Origin of the sequence: Streptomyces sp. DH24 (assembly GCF_029813775.1) — a bacterium.
Classification (GTDB): Bacteria; Actinomycetota; Actinomycetes; order Streptomycetales; family Streptomycetaceae; genus Streptomyces.
In genome coordinates this window covers 1-17,991 of the sequence record NZ_JARVKW010000072.1, presented here as the reverse complement: position 1 = coordinate 17,991, position 17,991 = coordinate 1, and the positions used below count along the sequence as shown (strand labels likewise).

At 74.9% G+C, this 17,991-nt stretch carries 16 protein-coding genes; 9 read left to right on the top strand and 7 right to left on the bottom strand.

Going from position 1 to position 17,991, the window contains the following annotated elements; translation table 11 throughout:
* The first annotated feature begins 267 nt into the window (after positions 1 to 267).
* Positions 268 to 1,887: an ABC-F family ATP-binding cassette domain-containing protein gene (locus tag QC282_RS31425; protein ID WP_279552998.1), complete on the top strand. Its 1,620-nt coding sequence runs from the start codon at positions 268 to 270 to the stop codon at positions 1,885 to 1,887.
* A gap of 120 nt (positions 1,888 to 2,007) precedes the next feature.
* Here the strand turns inward: QC282_RS31425 and QC282_RS31420 are convergent, their stop codons facing one another.
* On the bottom strand, positions 2,008 to 3,120 hold the full coding sequence (locus tag QC282_RS31420; protein WP_279552997.1) for a Vms1/Ankzf1 family peptidyl-tRNA hydrolase: 1,113 nt from the start codon (positions 3,118 to 3,120) through the stop codon (positions 2,008 to 2,010).
* A gap of 65 nt (positions 3,121 to 3,185) precedes the next feature.
* Here QC282_RS31420 and QC282_RS31415 point away from each other — a divergent pair, with 65 nt between their 5' ends.
* On the top strand, positions 3,186 to 3,473 hold the full coding sequence (locus QC282_RS31415) for a DUF6158 family protein (protein WP_279552996.1): 288 nt from the start codon (positions 3,186 to 3,188) through the stop codon (positions 3,471 to 3,473).
* 208 nt (positions 3,474 to 3,681) lie between these two features.
* Here the strand turns inward: QC282_RS31415 and QC282_RS31410 are convergent, their stop codons facing one another.
* The 4 genes from QC282_RS31410 to QC282_RS31395 all read right to left on the bottom strand — a co-directional run bounded on the left by QC282_RS31410 (position 3,682) and on the right by QC282_RS31395 (position 7,461).
* The gene (locus QC282_RS31410; RefSeq protein ID WP_279552995.1) at positions 3,682 to 4,212 is read right to left on the bottom strand and encodes a type 1 glutamine amidotransferase; all 531 of its coding nucleotides are present in this window, start codon (positions 4,210 to 4,212) and stop codon (positions 3,682 to 3,684) included.
* 94 nt (positions 4,213 to 4,306) lie between these two features.
* A complete protein-coding gene (locus QC282_RS31405) occupies positions 4,307 to 4,738 on the bottom strand; it encodes a CBS domain-containing protein (protein ID WP_279552994.1) in 432 nt (143 codons plus the stop codon).
* Positions 4,739 to 4,811: 73 nt separating this feature from the next.
* Positions 4,812 to 5,204, bottom strand: a complete 393-nt coding sequence (locus tag QC282_RS31400) for a DUF2795 domain-containing protein (protein ID WP_279552993.1) — start codon at positions 5,202 to 5,204, stop codon at positions 4,812 to 4,814.
* A gap of 466 nt (positions 5,205 to 5,670) precedes the next feature.
* Positions 5,671 to 7,461 (bottom strand): thiamine pyrophosphate-requiring protein, encoded by a 1,791-nt coding sequence (locus QC282_RS31395; RefSeq protein WP_279552992.1) that lies wholly within the window; start codon positions 7,459 to 7,461, stop codon positions 5,671 to 5,673.
* Positions 7,462 to 7,706: 245 nt separating this feature from the next.
* Here QC282_RS31395 and QC282_RS31390 point away from each other — a divergent pair, with 245 nt between their 5' ends.
* The 4 genes from QC282_RS31390 (at position 7,707) to QC282_RS31375 (ending at position 12,797) form a co-directional block, all read left to right on the top strand.
* The gene (locus QC282_RS31390; RefSeq protein ID WP_279552991.1) at positions 7,707 to 8,498 is read left to right on the top strand and encodes an RNA polymerase sigma factor SigF; all 792 of its coding nucleotides are present in this window, start codon (positions 7,707 to 7,709) and stop codon (positions 8,496 to 8,498) included.
* A gap of 423 nt (positions 8,499 to 8,921) precedes the next feature.
* Positions 8,922 to 9,563: a hypothetical protein gene (locus QC282_RS31385; RefSeq protein ID WP_279552990.1), complete on the top strand. Its 642-nt coding sequence runs from the start codon at positions 8,922 to 8,924 to the stop codon at positions 9,561 to 9,563.
* 916 nt (positions 9,564 to 10,479) lie between these two features.
* Entirely contained in the window at positions 10,480 to 11,727 is a 1,248-nt protein-coding gene (locus QC282_RS31380; protein ID WP_279552989.1) for an aminotransferase class I/II-fold pyridoxal phosphate-dependent enzyme, read from the top strand.
* On the top strand, positions 11,724 to 12,797 hold the full coding sequence (locus QC282_RS31375; protein ID WP_279552988.1) for an MBL fold metallo-hydrolase: 1,074 nt from the start codon (positions 11,724 to 11,726) through the stop codon (positions 12,795 to 12,797). The genes QC282_RS31380 and QC282_RS31375 overlap by 4 nt, the downstream gene beginning before the upstream one ends.
* A 272-nt stretch (positions 12,798 to 13,069) precedes the next feature.
* Here the strand turns inward: QC282_RS31375 and QC282_RS31370 are convergent, their stop codons facing one another.
* A complete protein-coding gene (locus QC282_RS31370; protein ID WP_279552987.1) occupies positions 13,070 to 13,720 on the bottom strand; it encodes a DedA family protein in 651 nt (216 codons plus the stop codon).
* Positions 13,717 to 14,490: an MBL fold metallo-hydrolase gene (locus QC282_RS31365; protein ID WP_279552986.1), complete on the bottom strand. Its 774-nt coding sequence runs from the start codon at positions 14,488 to 14,490 to the stop codon at positions 13,717 to 13,719. The genes QC282_RS31370 and QC282_RS31365 overlap by 4 nt, the downstream gene beginning before the upstream one ends.
* A gap of 83 nt (positions 14,491 to 14,573) precedes the next feature.
* On the opposite strand from QC282_RS31365, the gene QC282_RS31360 reads away from it, so the two are divergent.
* From QC282_RS31360 to QC282_RS31350, 3 genes are all read left to right on the top strand, one after another.
* Positions 14,574 to 15,011, top strand: a complete 438-nt coding sequence (locus QC282_RS31360) for a hypothetical protein (protein ID WP_279552985.1) — start codon at positions 14,574 to 14,576, stop codon at positions 15,009 to 15,011.
* Positions 15,012 to 15,282: 271 nt separating this feature from the next.
* The gene (locus tag QC282_RS31355) at positions 15,283 to 17,367 is read left to right on the top strand and encodes a phage holin family protein (protein ID WP_279552984.1); all 2,085 of its coding nucleotides are present in this window, start codon (positions 15,283 to 15,285) and stop codon (positions 17,365 to 17,367) included.
* Between the two features lie 150 nt (positions 17,368 to 17,517).
* A complete protein-coding gene (locus tag QC282_RS31350) occupies positions 17,518 to 17,946 on the top strand; it encodes an OsmC family protein (RefSeq protein WP_279552983.1) in 429 nt (142 codons plus the stop codon).
* The last annotated feature ends 45 nt before the right edge of the window (positions 17,947 to 17,991 follow it).

Here is a 17,991-nt window from a genome sequence, read left to right as displayed (position 1 = left end):
ATCTGTGGCCGACCGATTCCGCGCCGTTCCGAGGACGGACACCCCCCGGCGCGGCCCCGACCCACCCCCGACGCGACAGCGCAACGCACGACACCCACCGCACCCGCACAGGCCGCCGCAGGCACCCCCAGCCACCGACCCGCAGGCATCCCACTCGCACGGCCCGCCGCAGGCACCCGCACCGCACCCGCACCCGCAGGTCCCCCCCCCCCACCCCCCGGCGAAAAGCGATTGCCCCCGCCCCCCGCGACCCACACAATCGCCCCCATGGGTCATCTCGAAGCCGCGCACCTGGAGTACTACCTCCCCGACGGGAGGGCGCTGCTCGGCGACGTTTCCTTCCGGGTGGGGGAAGGAGCCGTCGTGGCTCTCGTCGGACCCAACGGCGCCGGCAAGACCACCCTGCTCCGCCTCCTCGCCGGCGAGCTGAAACCGCACGGCGGCTCCGTCACCGTCAGCGGCGGCCTCGGCGTCATGCGCCAGTTCGTCGGCTCGGTACGAGACGAGACCACCGTCCGCGACCTCCTCGTCTCCGTCTCCCCGCCCCGCATCCGCGAAGCGGCCCGCGCCGTCGACGCCGCCGAGCACGGCATCATGACCGTCGACGACGAGGCCGCCCAGATGCGCTACGCGCAGGCCCTCGCCGACTGGGCCGAGGCCCAGGGCTACGAGGCCGAGACCGTCTGGGACATGTGCACGACCGCCGCCCTCGGCATCCCGTACGACAAGGCGCAGTGGCGCCAGGTCCGCACCCTCTCCGGCGGCGAGCAGAAGCGCCTCGTCCTGGAGGCCCTGCTGCGCGGCACCGACGAGGTCCTCCTCCTCGACGAGCCGGACAACTACCTCGACGTCCCCGGCAAACGCTGGCTGGAGGAGCGTCTGGCGGAGACCCGCAAGACCGTCCTCTTCGTCTCCCACGACCGCGAACTGCTGGCCCGCGCGGCACAACGCATCGTCTCCCTCGAACCCAGCCCCACCGGCGCCGACGCCTGGGTCCACGGTGCCGGCTTCGCCACGTACCACGACGCCCGCCGCGAACGCTTCGCCCGCTTCGAGGAGCTGCGCCGCCGCTGGGACGAGAAGCACGCCCAGCTGAAAAAGCTGGTCCTGAACCTCCGTCAGGCCGCCTCGGTCAGCCACGAGATGGCGTCCCGTTACCAGGCGGCGCAGACGAGGCTGCGCAAGTTCGAGGAGGCGGGCCCGCCGCCGGAGCCGCCGCGCGAGCAGGACATCCGGATGCGGCTCAAGGGCGGCCGCACCGGCGTACGCGCCGTCACCTGCGAGGGCCTGGAGCTCACGGGTTTGATGAAACCGTTCGACCTGGAGGTGTACTACGGCGAGCGCGTCGCCGTCCTCGGGTCGAACGGCTCCGGCAAGTCGCACTTCCTGCGCCTGCTCGCCGGCGACGACGTGGCGCACGCGGGCCGCTGGAAACTCGGCGCGCGCGTGGTCCCCGGCCACTTCGCGCAGACGCACGCCCACCCCGAGCTGCAGGGCCGCACCCTCCTGGACATCCTCTGGGGCGAGCACTCCCAGGACCGGGGCGCCGCCATGTCCCGGCTGCGTCGCTACGAGCTGACGGGCCAGGCGGAGCAGACGTTCGAACGGCTGTCGGGCGGGCAGCAGGCCCGGTTCCAGATTCTGCTGCTGGAACTGGAGGGCGCGACGGCGCTGCTGCTGGACGAGCCGACGGACAACCTGGACCTGGAATCGGCCGAGGCGCTGCAGGAGGGCCTGGAGGCGTTCGAGGGGACGGTCCTCGCGGTCACGCACGACCGCTGGTTCGCCCGCTCCTTCGACCGCTACCTGGTCTTCGGAAGCGACGGCCGGGTCCGGGAGACCCCGGACCCGGTGTGGGACGAACGCCGCGTGGAACGAGCCCGCTGAAGGCCGAGCCGCCCCGGACCACAAGCGCGCCCGAATCTGCCCCGGCCCTCGGCCCGGCCCCAACTCCCGCTCCGGGCGGGCCCCCGGCCCCGGCCCCGGGCCCGCCCCACTCCGTGGACGTCAGGCCCACCGCAGCAGAGCCCCCAGGCCACCCACCGGCGCCTCCTGCTCCGTGGCGGGCGCGGCCGTGACGGACAGCGCGGCGGCATCCGAGGCGACGGCCGAGCGGATCAGCGCGTCGTCGGCCCGGGCCGGCCAGGAGTGCTGTTCGCCGAGCGCCTTCAGGTCGGTCCGCCGCACCGCCAGCTGATCCGGGTCCTCGCCGATCCACACCTCGCGGTGCGCGTCGGGCCCGTCGGGCCGGATGAGCAGCTCGTCGATCCGGTGCTCACGGGCGGCCTCGACCAGCGCGGGCACGCCCTCGACGGCCCCGGCATGCCCCTCGGCGTCCGGTGTGCGCGCGGCGAGGAACCGGTCCAGCTCCGCGGCGGCGCGCAGCCGCACGTGCTCGGCGCGGGCCTTCTCCACGTCGTCGTCGAGCAGCCTGCTGCCGGTGCCGTGCGGCGCCTCGACGACCAGGTCGTGCAGCCGCTGCGGCAGCCGCTCGTGCACGGACCGCCGCTCCCGGTCGTCGCCGACGAGAATCAGCAGGTCGGCGCGGGTGTCCTCCTGGCACACGGCGAGAGCGTCGGCGATCTCGGCGGCGTTGGGCTCCCAGGTGTTCTCCACCCGGAGCTGGAAGTGCCGCTCGGACCAGTCGACGCTGCTGGTGCGGTGCACGGGCCACTGGCGTCCGGTGACACCGCCCGCGTCCGCGCTGCCAAGCCCGCTGCGCAGCTCGAAGTCGGCGCCCTTGCGGTCGACGTACGCCACGACGCAGACGGGGTCCTCACCGGCGAGTTCCAGCAGCGGTGTGGCCCGCGGCAGGGATGCCCACTGGGCCCAGTCGCGCTGCGGGGCCCGGGCCAGCGGCGGGTCGAGGACCACCTCGCCCGCGCGGGCGAACAGGGCCCGCCCGTGCGGTTCGGAGGAGTGCCGCAGATCCTCGATCGCGCTCTGCACGGCCCGGCAGGTGGCCTCGTCGGCGCCCTGTTCCGCGAGGTCCCGGGCCATCGCCCGGGCGGTCAGTTCCCGCTCGTGAGGGGTGTCCTCCGTGTGCCGGGAAGTGTCGACGTACACCGACGCCCAGGGCCCCGGGTGTTCGTACAGCGGGTGCAGAAAAGCGAGATCCATGGCTCCCTCCCGGATGCCGCTCGGGGGTAGTGCTCAGTTGCTCACGGGGCGGGTACCCGGACCGCATGAACGAACACGACGAGCGGGACACCACCAAGACCGGAGTCGACCCGAGCCGGCTGGACGAACAGCAGCTGATGAAGGAGCTGGAGACCATTCACCGCACGCGTCACGACACGCTGCTGTACGGCTCGAACGACGCGCTGCGGGCCCACAACGAGCGCATGGCGCAACTGGAGGGCGAGTACCTGCGCCGCAACCCGAGCCGTCCCGTGGCGGCGGGCCGCACCCGTGAGGGCGCCAGGGAACGCACCAGCGGCGAGACCGCCACACCGGGCACCCCCGGCACCTGACCGGGCCGCAGGTCAGGCCCGCCGACCCGCAGCACGCCCGAGCCCACAACCGCTCCCCAGGTACGGGTACCGCGCCCCAGAACGAGTACCGGGGCCCCGAGAACCCTCGGAGCCCCATGACTCGTACGCGACGTCTTGTACGCGATGACTCGTACGTGATGTCAGACGCGACGATTCGTACGCGCTGACCCGCCCGACCTCGTGCGCACTACCCGAACACCTCCAGGAATGTCTCGCAGAACGCCTTCAGGTCGTCCGGCTTGCGGCTGGTGACCAGCTTGTTCGGCCCGTGGTCGCACACCTTCACCTGCTCGTCGACCCAGGTGCCGCCCGCGTTGCGGATGTCGGTGCGCAGGCTCGGCCAGGAGGTCAGCACCCGGCCGCGTACGACGTCCGCCTCGACGAGCGTCCACGGGGCGTGGCAGATCGCGGCGACCGGCCGGCCCTGCTCGAAGAAGTCCCGCACGAAGGCCACGGCCTTGTCGTCCATGCGCAGGAAGTCCGGGTTGGCGACGCCGCCCGGCAGGACGAGCCCGCCGAAGGAGTCGGCGGACGTCTCGCCCACGACCTCGTTCACGGGGAAGGTGTCCGCCTTGTCGAGGTGGTGGAACGCCTGGATCTCACCGGACCGCGTCGACACGAGCACGGGCTCGTGGCCCGCGTCCACGGCCGCCTGCCACGGATCGGTGAGCTCGACCTGCTCGACGCCCTCGGGTGCGGTCAGAAACGCGATACGCATGATGCTTCGACTTCCTTTCGTGGCATGCGGGTGGCCCTCGGCGGCCACCGTGTCGTTCCGCGCGCCGTTCCTCGCGCGCTGTCCGCGCCGCGGCTCACGCGCCGCCCCGGGTGTCCGGCTCGGCGCGGCTGATGGCGGCCAGGGCCGAGCCGGGGTCCTCGGCCTCGGCGAGGTCGCCGAGGCTGACCATGCCGACCGGCATCCCGTCCTCCACCACCGGCAGCCGCCGTACCGCGTGCTCCCGCATCAGCGCGACCGCCGCCGACACCGGGTCGTCGGGTGCGACGACCAGTGGGTCGGGCGTGCACACGGCGCCGGCGCTCACCGTCTGCGGGTCGGTGCCGTCCGCGACGGCCCGTACGGTGATGTCACGGTCGGTGAGCATGCCGACTACCTCCTGGCCGTCGGCCACCACCACGTCACCGATGTTCTGCGTGCGCATCAGCTGCGCCGCCTCCACGACGGACGCGTCCGGGCGGACGGCGACCACGCCCGGCGTCATCACGTCCCTCACGAACTCAGCCATCACTGGGACCCCTCCTGCGTCCACGGCCGGCGGGTGTGCCGCGCCGGGCCGGCACACCCGTCTCGGCCTGTCCTTATGACCGGCCCCGCCGGCCGCTGCCCGTGAGGGCCTCGGCGAGCTGCTGGACGGTGCCGTAGCGCTCGTCGCGCGGCAGCCGTTCCACCCGCTCGACCAGCGCGTCGGGGGCGTGGCCGCGGCGCAGGGCGCGGCTCAGTGCGGGCGGGTTCGCGGGGAACGCCCCGCGGCTCAGGAGCCGGGCCAGTTCCAGCCGGACCGACTCCAGGGAGCTCGGTGCCCGGCTCGGCGTCACGGGACCGGACGCGACCTCGGGGTCGTCCTCGGCGGACGGCTCGGGGTCGTGCCATTCCTCGGTGCGCGTGGGGTGCCCGGACCTGAGCAGGCCCTGCAGTTCGTGCTTCATCTCCTCGTCGCGGTGGCGGCTCATCCGGTCGCTGCCTCGCTGCATGTCTCCCTCCAGACCTTCGGGGGCGCTCCCCGCGTACCCGAACCCCGGGAGCCGACACCGCCCGGCCCGTACCCGGACGAAACCGACCGAACGCGACCGGGCTCGACCGGCCCCGACCGGAAGACCGGCTCCTGACCCGGCCCCGACCAGAGCGGACCAGAACGGACCGGAGCGGACCGGAGCGGACCGATACGTGTCACCCCGCCCGCGATGCGGAGCCGCCCACCCCGGACGTACCGCGCACCGCCGGGGGTTTGCCGTACTCGGTGCGGGAGATCCGGCCATGGCCCCCCACGCTCGAATCCTGGGGAAGGACGGACCATGGCGATCCTCGCTGTGTTCATTCCGGTCCTGATGCTCGGCGTGGTTCTGGCACTCGGCCGGTACGAGGAACTCCTGCTGCCGGGTGATCAGGACCTCGTCAAGCCCGAACCGGCCGACGCACGGCCCCTCACCTCGGGCCCACTCACTTCTCCCGGTGCGGCAGGAACTCCTGCACCTTCGCCTTGAAGCCCTGCTTGAGCACCGCGCCCCGGTCCGCGTCGCCCTTCAGGATCGAGGCGGCCGTCGCCTCCATCTGCTCCCAGGTGGCGTGCGGCGGGATCGGCGGCACCGCCGGATCGGTCAGGAACTCGATCACGGCCGGACCGTCCGCCTCCAGACCGGCCCGCCAGGCCCCCGCCACGTCCTCCGGCTTCTCCACCCGGATCCCCGTCAGCCCGAGCGAGCGGGCGAACGCCGCGTACTGCACGTCCGGCAGCTCCTGCGACGGCACGAACGACGGGGCGCCGCCCATGGCCCGCAGCTCCCAGGTCACCTGGTTGAGGTCGCGGTTGTTCCACACGGCCACCACCAGCCGCGGGTCCTCCCACAGGACCCGGTACTTCGCCGCCGTGATCATCTCCGCGAGCCCGTTCATCTGCATCGCGCCGTCCCCGGCCAGCGCGATCGCCGGCCGGTCCGGATGCGCGAACTTCGCGCCGATCGCGTACGGCACCGCGCAGCCCATGGTGGCGAGCGTGCCCGACAGCGAACCGCGCATGCCGTCCCGCATGGTCAGGTGCCGCGCGTACCAGTTCGCCACCGAGCCCGAGTCCGACGTGACGATCGCGTCGGCCGGCAGCAGCGGATCCAGGGCGCGTGCCACGTACTCCGGGTTGATCGGGTCCGCCGACACCTCCGCGCGCCGCGCCATCACGTCCCGCCAGCGCGTCACGTTCGCGCACACCGTGTCGAACCACTCGCGCCCCCGCCCGGACTCGATCAGCGGGATCAGCCGCCGCAGGGTCTCCTTCGCGTCCCCGACGAGATTCACCTCGTACGGATAACGCATCCCCACCATGTGCGGGTCGATGTCGATCTGCACCCCGCGCGCCTTGCCGAAGTCCGGCAGGAACTGCGAGTACGGGAACGACGAACCGATCGTCAGCAGCGTGTCGCAGTCCCGCATCAGCTCGTACGAGGGTCGCGTGCCCAGAAGCCCGATCGAGCCGGTGACGTACGGCAGTTCGTCGCTCAGCGCGTCCTTGCCGAGCAGCGCCTTGGCGACGCCCGCGCCCAGCAGGCCGGCGATCGTGTCCACCTCGGCCCGCGCCCCGGCCGCGCCCTGGCCGACCAGGATCGCCACCTTGTCACCGGAGTTGAGGACGTCCGCCGCCCGCCGCAGCGACTCCTCCGACGGCACCGACGTCCAACCACTGTTGTCCAGGCTGGAGGGCACCATCTTGAACTCGTGCGTGGGCGGCGAGTAGTCGAGCTCCTGCACGTCGCCGGGGATGATGACCGCCGTGGGGCAACGGCGCGCGTACGCGGTCCGGATCGCCCGGTCCAGCACGTTCGGCAACTGCTCCGGGACCGTCACCGTCTCCACGAAGTCGGAGGCGACGTCCTTGTACAGCGAGTGCAGGTCCACCTCCTGCTGGTACGAGCCGCCCATCGCGGTGCGGTGCGTCTGGCCGACGATCGCCAGCACCGGCACGTGGTCGAGCTTCGCGTCGTACAGGCCGTTGAGGAGGTGGATCGCGCCCGGCCCCGAGGTCGCCGCGCACACCCCGAGCCGCCCGCTGAACTTCGCGTACCCGACCGCCTGGAACGCGGACATCTCCTCGTGCCGGGACTGCACGAACCGCGGCCGGTCGTCAGCCCTTCCCCACGCGGCGAGCAGGCCGTTGATGCCGTCCCCGGGATAGCCGAAGACGTACTCCACGCCCCACTCGCGCAGTCGCTGCAGGACATGGTCGGAGACCTTGGTGCTCATCGGGGACCTCCCGGCGTGAGGGGAATCGGGCAGCGGCTCTACGCGTCCCCGAGTCACCGAGCGCGCTGCCGGAAAACCTCGGGGTGTTTGCGGCGCGGGCGCGCGGGCAGGCGAACGGTCACAGTGCTTCGGACAGGAGGCACGCCCGTGGGAGCGGCACGCCCCCCGGTGCGCCCGTCCGGCACGTCGGCGCTCCCGCGGAGACCGTCCAACCCAAAGCACCTGCAAGGGAGTTGCGACGCATCATGCCGACACGAGTCAGCGCGAAGCACCCGCACGACGACGCCCCCGACACGGCGGCCGACTTCCGCACGCTCGTCGCGCTCCCCCCGGGGCCCGAGCGCGACGCCCTCCGGGACCGGATCGTCGAGGCGTGGCTGCCGATGGCCGAACGCCTCGCCGGGCGGTTCCGCAGCCGCGGCGAAAGCATGGACGACCTGCGTCAGGTCGCCGCCCTGGGCCTGGTCAAGGCCGTCGACCGGTACGACCCCGAGCTCGGCAACGCCTTCGAGAGCTACGCGGTGCCGACCATCACCGGCGAGATCAAGCGGCACTTCCGCGACCACATGTGGACCCTGCACGTGCCGCGCCGGGTGCAGGACCTGCGCAACCGCGTCCGGTTCGCCTCCCAGGACCTGTCCGCGAACCTCTCCGGCCGCCGGCCGACCATCGCCGAGATCGCCGAGCACGCGAACATCAGCGAGGAGGACGCCAAGGTCGGTCTGGAGGCGCTGGAGAGCTTCACCGCGCTGTCCCTGGACGCCGAACTGCCCGGCAGCGAGGACGGTTACAGCCTGAGCGACGCCCTCGGCGCGCCCGACCCGGCGCTGGACACCGTCGTGGACCGCGAGGCCGTCAAGCCCCGCCTCGCCGCCCTGCCCGAGCGTGAGCGGGCCATCCTGTACATGCGGTTCTTCGACGACATGACGCAGAGCCGGATCGCCGAACAGCTCGGCATCTCGCAGATGCACGTCTCCCGTCTGATCAGCCGGTGCTGCGGCCGGGTCCGGGAGCAGGTGCTGCGGGACGCCGAGTAGGGCCGTGCGGGACACCGAGCAGCGGCGCCGGCGGCCCGCGCGGTCCGGTGGGAGGCGTTGCCGGCGGCGGTCGTCCGCTCCGGGCGGCCGTCCACCCGCTCCCGGCGGTCCAGCGGCTGGCGTTGCCGGCGGCGGTCGTCCGCTCCCGGTGGCGGGCGCGGACCGGTGACGGGGGATGCAGGCGGCCCGCGCGGACCGGGGTCGGCGATGGTGGTGGCCGTCATTCGCTCCCGGCGACTGGCCACCCGCGCCCGGCGGCCCGCGCGGACCGGCGGTAGGCGACGTCGGCGGCCGTCACCCGCTCGGGCGTGCCCGTCCCGCTAATGGTGTCCGGCCGCGCGCGGCGCGCGGTGCGGCGGGCTGTGATGGCAGCACGGGTGCGACCACCGCGCCCCGCAGCCGCCGCTCGAAGGAGCCCGCCCCATGCGCCGCACCGCCCGCGCCCTGTCCGTCGCCGTCCTGGCCGGCGTCGTCGTCGGCGGCCCCGCCACGGTCGTTCGGGCGGACCCGGCCGCGGAGGTCAGCCCCGCGACCGTCCACCCGGGCGGCAGCGTCACGGTCTCCGTCTCCTGCGACCCCGGCGAGGGTCCCGCGCCGGAGACCCTCGACGCCACCTCGGACGCCTTCGCGGACGGCGTCGCCGAACTGCGCCGGGTGCCCGCCGACGACGACGACATCGCCGGGCCCGCCTACCGCGGCACCGCCCGCATCGCACCGGCCGCCGAACTCGACGCCGGTCCGGCGGGGGTCGGCCCGGACTCCGCGTGGACCGTCGACGGCACCTGTCCGGCGGCGCCCGGCGCGAAGGGGCAGCCGTGGAGCGCCACGTTCACCGTGACGCACGGCGGCGGCGCCTCCACGGCGCCGCCCAGCAGCCATCCCTGCCGGGAACCGCGTACGAAGCCCTGCGGCGGCGCCGTGATCCAGCGGGGCGTACGGGCGGGTGAGGGCGGCGCCTTCACGGACTCCGTCCCGGCCCTGGCCGCCGGCGGCGTGTTCATCGCCGCGGCCCTGGGCGGCGCGGTGTACCGGCTGCGCCGCAAGCGGCCGGCCACGGAGGGGTGAGACGGGCCGGCCAGGGAGGGGCGATGCGGGGCCGCCCACGGAGGGACGGTGCGGGCCGCCTATGGAGGGGACGATGCAAGGGGTCGGCCACGGAGGGGGACAGGCCGCCACGCAGCCCCCGAAGGCACGCCGCCGGGCGATCACGGCCCGACGCCGACCGGCGTCCCTGGGGCCGGCCGCCACCTCGGGAGCCCCTGGAGCGCCTTGTGGTCGTCGACAAGCGGCGCGGGTACCGCCGACCGGGGCAGCTGCGGCACCGCCTCCCGGGACCACCTCGGCACCGCCGCCCGCGGGAGCCCTGGCCGTCGACCAGGAGCATTCCGGCACCGACCGAAAGCCCCCGGCCGTCGTGCCGAAAGCCTGTGCCGCCGACCGGGACCACTTCGGCACCGCCGCCCAGGAAGCCCCCCCGCCGCCCGACCAGGCCAGGAAGAGTGCCGTCGACCGAGAGGCCTCGGCCGTGCCCGGAAGGCACGCGGTCGCCGACCGGGGGACAGGCACCACGGGTGGGGAAGCCCCGGCACCGCCGACCGGAAGCCCTCGGCGCCGACCGTGGACGTCGCAGCCGCGGACCGTGGCAGCCGCGGACCGTGGCAGTCGCGGTACCGCCGCCCCGCATGCCCCGGCCATCGACCAACACGACCACCGCCGACCGGCCCTCACCCCGCCCGCGCCCCGATCCCCGCCGTTGTGACCTGCGCGACGCGCGGCGGCGCCATGGGAAGGCGGCCCGGTGGGTACACGGGCCCCGACAGCACGAACCGCACCGTACGCCCCAGTGCCGGGCCGCCCGGCCAACCCGATCCACTCGACCCACTCGATCCACCACCCGGTCCACCCGACTCGCACCGCCCCACCGGAGCCGGGACGCCACGCCCACCGGCACGCGCGGGTGCCGCCCACCACGGAGGTACGGATGTCGCGGACGGCCCCCGAAGGCCATGGCCCCGTCCGCTTCGGGCCGCCGCTGCCCGACGACGGGCTGCCCGTGCTGCCCGAGGCCGCCGAGGTGCTCGCCGCCGCCGCGTCCCGCGCCGGGGCCGAGCCGGTCGGCGGCGGGGCGGCCCTGCAGGAGGCCGCCTGCGGCTACTGGGCCCGGCGCGGCCTGGCCGCCGAGCCCCGCCAGGTGGCCGCCGCCCCCGGCTCGCCCGCCCTGCTGGTCGCCCTGACCGCGGCCATCGGCGGCGACGTGCTCGTGCCGAGGCCGTGCGCCGCCTGGTGGGCGCCGTACGCCCGGCTGCTGGGCCGGCCCGCCTTCCACGTGGCGACCCCGGCCGAGTGCGGCGGCGTACCCGACCCGTACGCGCTGCTGGAGACCGTCCGCCGGGTCCGCGACGAGGGGGGCGACCCCCGGCTGCTGGTGCTGTCCGTCGCCGACGACCCCACCGCGACCGTTGCGCCCCCCGAGGTGCTGCACGAGACGCTCGAAGCGGCCACCGGCGAGGGCCTGCACCTGGTCTCCGACGAGACCTGGCGCGACACCCTGCACGCGCCGCCCGACACCGTGCTGCTCAGCCCCGCCGAGATGCTGCCCGAGCACGTCACCGTCGTCACCGACCTGGCCGGCGCGCTGCTGCCGCCGGGCTGGCCGGCCGCCGTCGCCCGGTTCCCGGCGGGCGACGGCGGGGACGGCCTGCACGCGCGCGTGCTCGACGTGCTCACCGCGCTCGGCGCCCGCGTCGCGACCCCGGTCGCCGCGGCGGCCGCGTACGTGCTGGACGAGCCCGAGCCGGTCACCGCGCGCGTCGCCGCCGCCGTACGCCTGCACGCGCGTGTGGCCGCCGCCGTGCACTCCACCGTCGTCGGCGCGGGCGCCGTGGCCCGCCCTCCGCAGGCCGGCCGGCACGTGTACGCCGACCTCGACCCGCTGCGGGCCGCGCTGGCCGCGCGGGGCGTCGGCGACGCGCAGGACCTGGAGGACTTCCTCGCGGCGCGGCTCGGCATGCCCGCGCCGGGCGGGCACCGGTTCGGCGACGACCTCGGGGCGCTGCGCGTGCGCCTGTCGACCGGTCCGCTGCTCGGCGGTACCGACACCCAACTCGAGGAATGCCTCAGAACGGCTGAACCGTTGGAACTGCCGCACCTGCAACGCGCGATGATCCACCTGAAGGCGGTCTTCGACGATCTCCGCGACGACGCTCAGCGATGGGAGTCTCCCCGATGACGCAGCAGTCCGAGTCGACCACCAGGAGTCCGGGTGCCCGGGACACCGGCGCGCCGGCGGCCCCGTCACTCTTCACGCCTCCGGCCTCGCCGCTCGCCGAGCCCCGGCCGCTGGGGGAACGGCGGGTGTGGCCGCGGACCTTCCACGACCGGCTGACCGCTCCGCTGCCCGGCCTCAAGGCCGTCGCCCGCTTCGCCCGCGAGGGCGCCGTACGCCCCGACCGCGAAGGCCTCGCCGACATCCCGCTGCTGCCCTACGAACCGGGCCCGCTGCCCCGCGTCGACGCCCGCACCGTCGCCGTGACCTGGGCGGGGCACGCCAGTTGGGTGGTGCGCATCGGCGGGCTCACCGTCCTGACCGACCCGGTGTGGTCCCGCCGCATCCTCGGCACGCCGGGCCGGATCACGCCCGTCGGCGTCGCCTGGAGCGCCCTGCCGCGGGTGGACGCGGTCGTCATCAGCCACAACCACTACGACCACCTGGACGCGCCGACGCTGCGGCGGCTCCCGCGCGACACCCCGGTGTTCGTGCCGGCCGGGCTGAGCCGCTGGTTCGAGCGGCGCCGGTTCACGTGCGTCACCGAGCTGGACTGGTGGGAGGCGGCCCAACTTGACGGCGTGCGCTTCGACTTCGTCCCGGCGCACCACTGGTCCAAGCGCAGCCTCACCGACACCTGCCGCTCGCTGTGGGGCGGCTGGGTGCTGACCGACGCCGAGGGGCAGCGCGTGTACTTCGCGGGGGACACCGGCTACGGCCACTGGTTCTCCCGGATCGGGCAGCGCTACCCGGGCATCGACCTGGCGCTGCTGCCCATCGGCGCGTACGACCCGCGCTGGTGGCTCAGCGACGTGCACTGCGACCCGGAGGAGGCGGTCCGCGCCTGCCAGGACCTCGGGGCGCGCCGCATGGCGCCCATGCACTGGGGGACGTTCGTGCTGTCCGCGGAGCCGGTCCTGGAGCCGCTCACGCGTGTGCGTGCCGCCTGGGAGAAGACGGGCCTGCCCAGAGAACACCTGTGGGACCTGCCGGTGGGCGCCTCCCGCGTCCTGGAACGCACCCGACTCGCCTGAACCGGGCCCCGACCGGGGCCCTCTCGCCCCCGGACCCGGCTGGACGAGCCCCCGCCCGGTGGCCCCCGCCACCGGCCCCGGCCGGGTCCCGGCCGGGGCCAGCGCCTCGCGCCCAGCGGAGGCGGAGCCGTTCACCGGCGCCCCGCGCCCGCCGCACCCGGCTGGATCAGGCCCCGCCCCCGCCACCGGCCGGGGCCCGCACCGGCGCCCCGCGCCCACCGGACGGGCTCCGGAGCGGAACCCCGTACCGGAGCCCGCCCACCGCTCCGCCCTCAGCGCGTCCGCGTCCCGCGCAGTCGCCGCCACACGCTCGGGGCCGCGCTGATCAGCAGGGTCAGCGCGACCGCCGCGACCACGCCCTCCCACGGCTCCGGGAACAGCGAACCGCCGAGAATCCCGATCAGCTGGTACGTCACCGCCCACGCCAGGCAGGCCGGCAGATTGCCCCGGGCGAAGCGCCGCAGCGGCCACCGCGCCAGCAGGCAGGCCAGCATCACCGGGATGCGGCCCGCCGGCATCAGCCGGGACAGCACCAGCACCGTCACCCCGTGCCCGGCGAGCTTCTCCTGCGCCTGCGCGAGCCGGTCCTCGGGCGCCCGCGACCGGATCGTCTCCAGCCACCGCGAACCGTTCTTCGAGTTCATCCCGCGCCGCCCCAGCCAGTACAGCGCCACGTCCCCGAGGAACGCCGCGAGGGACGCCGTCACGAACACCAGCGCCAGCGAGAACGGCGCCGTCTGGTGCACGGCGACCACCGCCGCCGAACTCACCAGCGCGCCCGTCGGCACCACCGGCACCAGCGCTCCGATCAACACCAGCAGGAACAGCGACGGATAGCCGATCGCCTGCTGCGTCGTCTCCGGGGGCACCGTCGCCGGGGCGGCGGCCAGCAGGGTCGCCGAGGCGGCGGCCGGCAGGCTCACCGGGTCGCCCCCGGGCGCACGCTCTCCCCGTGTTCCAGCCGGTGCACCGCCACCTCCGGCGCGCGCAGCGCCGAGAGCCGCACGAACTCCTCGCCCGGGGCGTGGAACTCGTGGGGGCGCACGCCGTCCAGCCCGATCGGCCAGTACGTGCCGTAGTGCACCGGGACCGCGCTGCGCGGCGCCAGCCGGACCAGCGCCTCCGCCGCCCGCCCCGCGTCCAGGTGCCCCTCACCGAGGCAGGGCCCCCAGCCACCGACCGGCAGCAGCGCCACGTCGACCGGGCCGACCTCCTTCGCCATCGAGTCGAACAGCCCGGTGTCCCCGGCGAAGTACGTCCTGGCCTCGCCCTCGACGACGTACCCGAGCGCGGGGGAGCGGTGCGGCCCGACCGGCAGCCGCCGCCCGTCGTGCCGCGCGGGCACGGCCCGTACGACGAGATCACCGACCGGCGTCACGTCGCCGGGCGCCACCTCGGTCAGCAGCAGGTGAGTGAGCCGGCGCAGCCCCGGTACCGCCCGTGGTGCGCCCCGGGGCACGAGCAGGCGCGTGCCCGGCGCGAGCCGCGCGAGCGACGGCACATGCAGATGGTCGGCGTGCAGGTGTGACACCAGTGCCACGTCCGCGCGCCGGGCCTCGGGCGGGGGCACGGCGCCGCGCCGGCGGCGCAGGTGCGCGAGCCGGCGCGCGAACAGAGGATCGGTGAGGACGCGTACGTCCGAGTCCGCGACCGTGCAGGTGGCGTGGCCCCACCAGGTGATCTCCACCGGCACCTCTTTGCCTCCTTCGCGCGACTCCCCCGAAGCCTACGGGCAGGAGTAGGGTCGGCGACGAAACCGGAGGTGAGGGGGACGCCATGGGACAACTGCGGGGTTTCCCCGGCGGGTCGGCCGCGGCGCGGGTACGCGTGACGGCCATCGCGAGCCTGACTCCGCTGGAGGAACTGGACGCCGACCCCTTCCTGGTGGACTCCCGCAGCCAGTACGCCATGTGCGCCCGCTGGGCCGCCGAACACGGCTACGTCGTCACCCGGGAGCTTCTGGTGCGCGGCCTGCGCCCGGACCACGGCGCGCTGTGGGAGGGCGTCCGGCCCGGCGTCGACCTGTTCGTCGCGCCCAGCCGCCGTGTCCTGGCGAGCGCGATCGCCTCCGTCGACGAGTTCACCGCCGAGTGCGCGCGGCGGGGGGTGCGGGTGGCGACCGTGGAGCACGCCGAGCCGTCGTACGACGCCGAGATGAAGGCGTGCGTGCACCGCAGGCTGTCGATGCCGACGGCCGGCTACGACGGCCGCTGACCACCACCGGCGCCGCGAGGCCCGTATGCCCGCGCCGCGCTTCAAGGCCACCACCGCCGCCGCCGCGGGCCCGGCGTGCCCGCGCCGGGCTGCAGGGCGACCACCGGCGCCGCGGGGCCCGGCATGCCCGCGCCGCATTCCAGCGCGACCGTCGGCCCGGCGTCGTCCGCCGGCCCGTGGCGCACCACACGTGGGGACGAACCGGCCCTTCCCGGCGTTGTGACAGTGTGGGCGGGGGCCCGCACCGAGGACGGGCCCGGGGACGTGAGGTGTGCGTGGCGTGGGTGCGGGGCGGTGGCGGCGGATCGCCAGTCAGGTCGGGCGGAGCGTCGCGGTGTGGGCGGTCTCCACGGTCACCATGCTCGTACTGGCCGGGATCCTGCCGGAGTTCCAGCTCCAGTCGGCCGACGGCGACAGCGCCACTACCATCGCCGTGACGGCCGCGCTCGGCGCCGGCGCCTTCGGCCTGCTGTCCGCGCTGGTGTGGCCCCTGCTGGTCCGGCTGCTGCTCCTGGTGCCGGCGCTGGTCCTGGGGCTGCTGGTGTTCTTTCTCAACGGCGCGCTGCTGCTGGTCGCCCTCGGCCTGAACCCGGGCGAGCGGGGCGCCGCCGCCCCGGAGACCGCGGTGGTCGTGGCGGCCGTGATGTCCGCCGTCGCCTCCGCCACCGGCGGCGCCCTCGCCGTGCGCGACGACGACGCCTACCGGCGCCGGCTCTACCGGCTCGCCGACCGCCGCCGCCGGAGAACGGCCCCGCCGAGCGCCACCGGGCACGGCACGGTCTTCCTGCAACTCGACGGCGTCGGCCACGACGTGCTGCTGGACGCCGTCGGCAAGGGCCTGATGCCCACCGTCGCCCGCTGGCTGTCCGGCGGCGACGGCCGCCGCCCCAGCCACCGGCTCACGCCCTGGCGCACCGACTGGTCCAGCCAGACCGGCGCCAGCCAGCTCGGCATCCTGCACGGCAGCAACCACGACGTGCCCGCCTTCCGCTGGTACGAGAAGGACACCCGCGAGGTGATGGTCTGCAACCGGCCCACCAGCGCCGCCGAACTCCAGCGCCGCGCCGTCCGGCACGCGGGCCACGACGGCCTGCTCACCGCCGACGGCGCCAGCCGCGGCAACCTGTTCGGCGGGGGCGCCGACGAGCAGGCCCTGGTGCTGTCCATCGCGACCCGGCGCCGCAAGGAGACCCGGTCCCGGGCGGGCTACTTCGCGTACTTCTCCGACCCGGCCAACGCCGTCCGCACCGCCCTGTCGTTCGTCGCCGAGGTCGGCCGGGAGATCGTCCAGTCCACCCGCGCCCGGCTCCGCAAGCAGCGCCCGCGCGTCTCACGCGGCGGCCTCTACCCGTTCATCCGCGCCTTCGCCACCGTCGTCGAACGGGACGTCGTCGTCGCCGCGGTGATGGGCGACATGCTCGCCGGACGCACCGCGGTCTACGCCGACCTCGTGGCCTACGACGAGGTGGCGCACCACTCCGGGCCGGCGAGCCGGGACGCCGAGCAGGTCCTCGCCCGCCTGGACCGTTCGCTCGTCCTGATCGAGAAGGTCGCCGAGCACGCGCCGCGCCCGTACCGGATCGTCCTGCTGTCGGACCACGGCCAGAGCCCCGGCGAGACGTTCCGCGCCCGCTACGGCCTCACCCTCGGCGACCTGGTCCGGGCGGGCTGCGGCCTGCCCGTGCCGCGCCGCGCGCGGCGCACCCGCAGCGGCGCCGAGGCCCGCGCGGCGGTGCGCGCCGCGCTGCGCATCCCCGTCGAGGAGGCCGGCGAGCAGTACCGCCCGTCGCGCCGCTCCGAGCCGATCGTGCTGGCGTCCGGCAACCTCGGCCTGGTGTCCTTCCCCGACGTGCCGCACCGCATGACCAAGGAGGAGATCGACGCCCGCCACCCGGCGCTGCTGCCGACGCTCGCCAACCACCCCGGCATCGGCTTCCTGCTGGTGCGCAGCGAGACGCACGGCGGGGTGGTGCTCGGCGCGTTCGGCGCGGAGATCCCGCTGGCCGAACTCGACGACAAGGCGGGCCCGCTGGCCGGATTCGGGCCGGGCGCCGCCGACGCCGTGCGCCGCACGCACTCCTTCCCGCACACCGCCGACATCATGGTCAACTCCTTCCACGACCCGTCCGACGGGGAGGTCCTCGCGTTCGAGGAGCAGATCGGCTCGCACGGCGGCCTCGGCGGCGCCCAGGCCAAGGCCTTCCTGCTGTCGCCGCTCGCGCTGTCCGCGCCGGTCGCCGACGGCGAGGACCTGGCCGGCGCCGAACACGTCCACCGCGTCCTGCGCCGCTGGCTGCGCGAGTCCCACGGACCCCAGGTGCCGCTGACGCACGCCCAGGAGGAGAACGCGGCGTAGGGCCGCAGGCGCAGGGGAGACCGCGACGGCGCGAGGGGCGCTCGCCCGGCGTTCACACGGCGTGCACCGGTCTTCCGGGTGCGCCGGGCCCGAGTGTGATCGGATGGGGTACGGAATCCGGCAACGGGCCCACACGCGAAAGGACTCATCGTGGCTACCACGCGCTCCGCACACACCGTCTGGGAAGGCACCCTGCTCGAGGGCAACGGCGTCGTCACCTTCGACTCCTCCGGCGCGATCGACCAGCAGCCGGTGACGTGGGCCGCCCGCACCCAGGAGGCGAACGGCAAGACCAGCCCCGAGGAGCTGATCGCCGCCGCCCACTCCAGCTGCTTCTCGATGGCGTTCTCCCACGCCCTCGCCCAGGCCGGCACGCCGGCCACCAAGCTCGTCACCTCGGCCGACGTCACCTTCCAGCCGGGTGAGGGCATCATGGGCATCCACCTCACCGTGGAGGGCACCGTGCCGGGCCTGGACAACGACGCGTTCGTCGCCGCGGCTGAGGACGCCAAGGTCAACTGCCCGGTCAGCCAGGCCCTGAAGGCCGTGCCGATCACCCTGTCGGCGAAGCTCGCCTGACCCGGCGTACCCACCGCGGCGCGCGGCCCGCCCACCCCGGCGGGC

Excerpts from the sequence above, each read along its gene's own strand:
- QC282_RS31425 (WP_279552998.1), top strand. The coding sequence starts at position 268 with ATGGGTCATCTCGAAGCCGCGCACCTGGAGTACTACCTCCCCGACGGG.
- QC282_RS31420 (WP_279552997.1), bottom strand. The coding sequence starts at position 3,120 with ATGGATCTCGCTTTTCTGCACCCGCTGTACGAACACCCGGGGCCCTGG.
- QC282_RS31415 (WP_279552996.1), top strand. The coding sequence starts at position 3,186 with ATGAACGAACACGACGAGCGGGACACCACCAAGACCGGAGTCGACCCG.
- QC282_RS31410 (WP_279552995.1), bottom strand. The coding sequence starts at position 4,212 with ATGCGTATCGCGTTTCTGACCGCACCCGAGGGCGTCGAGCAGGTCGAG.
- QC282_RS31405 (WP_279552994.1), bottom strand. The coding sequence starts at position 4,738 with ATGGCTGAGTTCGTGAGGGACGTGATGACGCCGGGCGTGGTCGCCGTC.
- QC282_RS31400 (WP_279552993.1), bottom strand. The coding sequence starts at position 5,204 with ATGCAGCGAGGCAGCGACCGGATGAGCCGCCACCGCGACGAGGAGATG.
- QC282_RS31395 (WP_279552992.1), bottom strand. The coding sequence starts at position 7,461 with ATGAGCACCAAGGTCTCCGACCATGTCCTGCAGCGACTGCGCGAGTGG.
- QC282_RS31390 (WP_279552991.1), top strand. The coding sequence starts at position 7,707 with ATGCCGACACGAGTCAGCGCGAAGCACCCGCACGACGACGCCCCCGAC.
- QC282_RS31385 (WP_279552990.1), top strand. The coding sequence starts at position 8,922 with ATGCGCCGCACCGCCCGCGCCCTGTCCGTCGCCGTCCTGGCCGGCGTC.
- QC282_RS31380 (WP_279552989.1), top strand. The coding sequence starts at position 10,480 with ATGTCGCGGACGGCCCCCGAAGGCCATGGCCCCGTCCGCTTCGGGCCG.
- QC282_RS31375 (WP_279552988.1), top strand. The coding sequence starts at position 11,724 with ATGACGCAGCAGTCCGAGTCGACCACCAGGAGTCCGGGTGCCCGGGAC.
- QC282_RS31360 (WP_279552985.1), top strand. The coding sequence starts at position 14,574 with ATGGGACAACTGCGGGGTTTCCCCGGCGGGTCGGCCGCGGCGCGGGTA.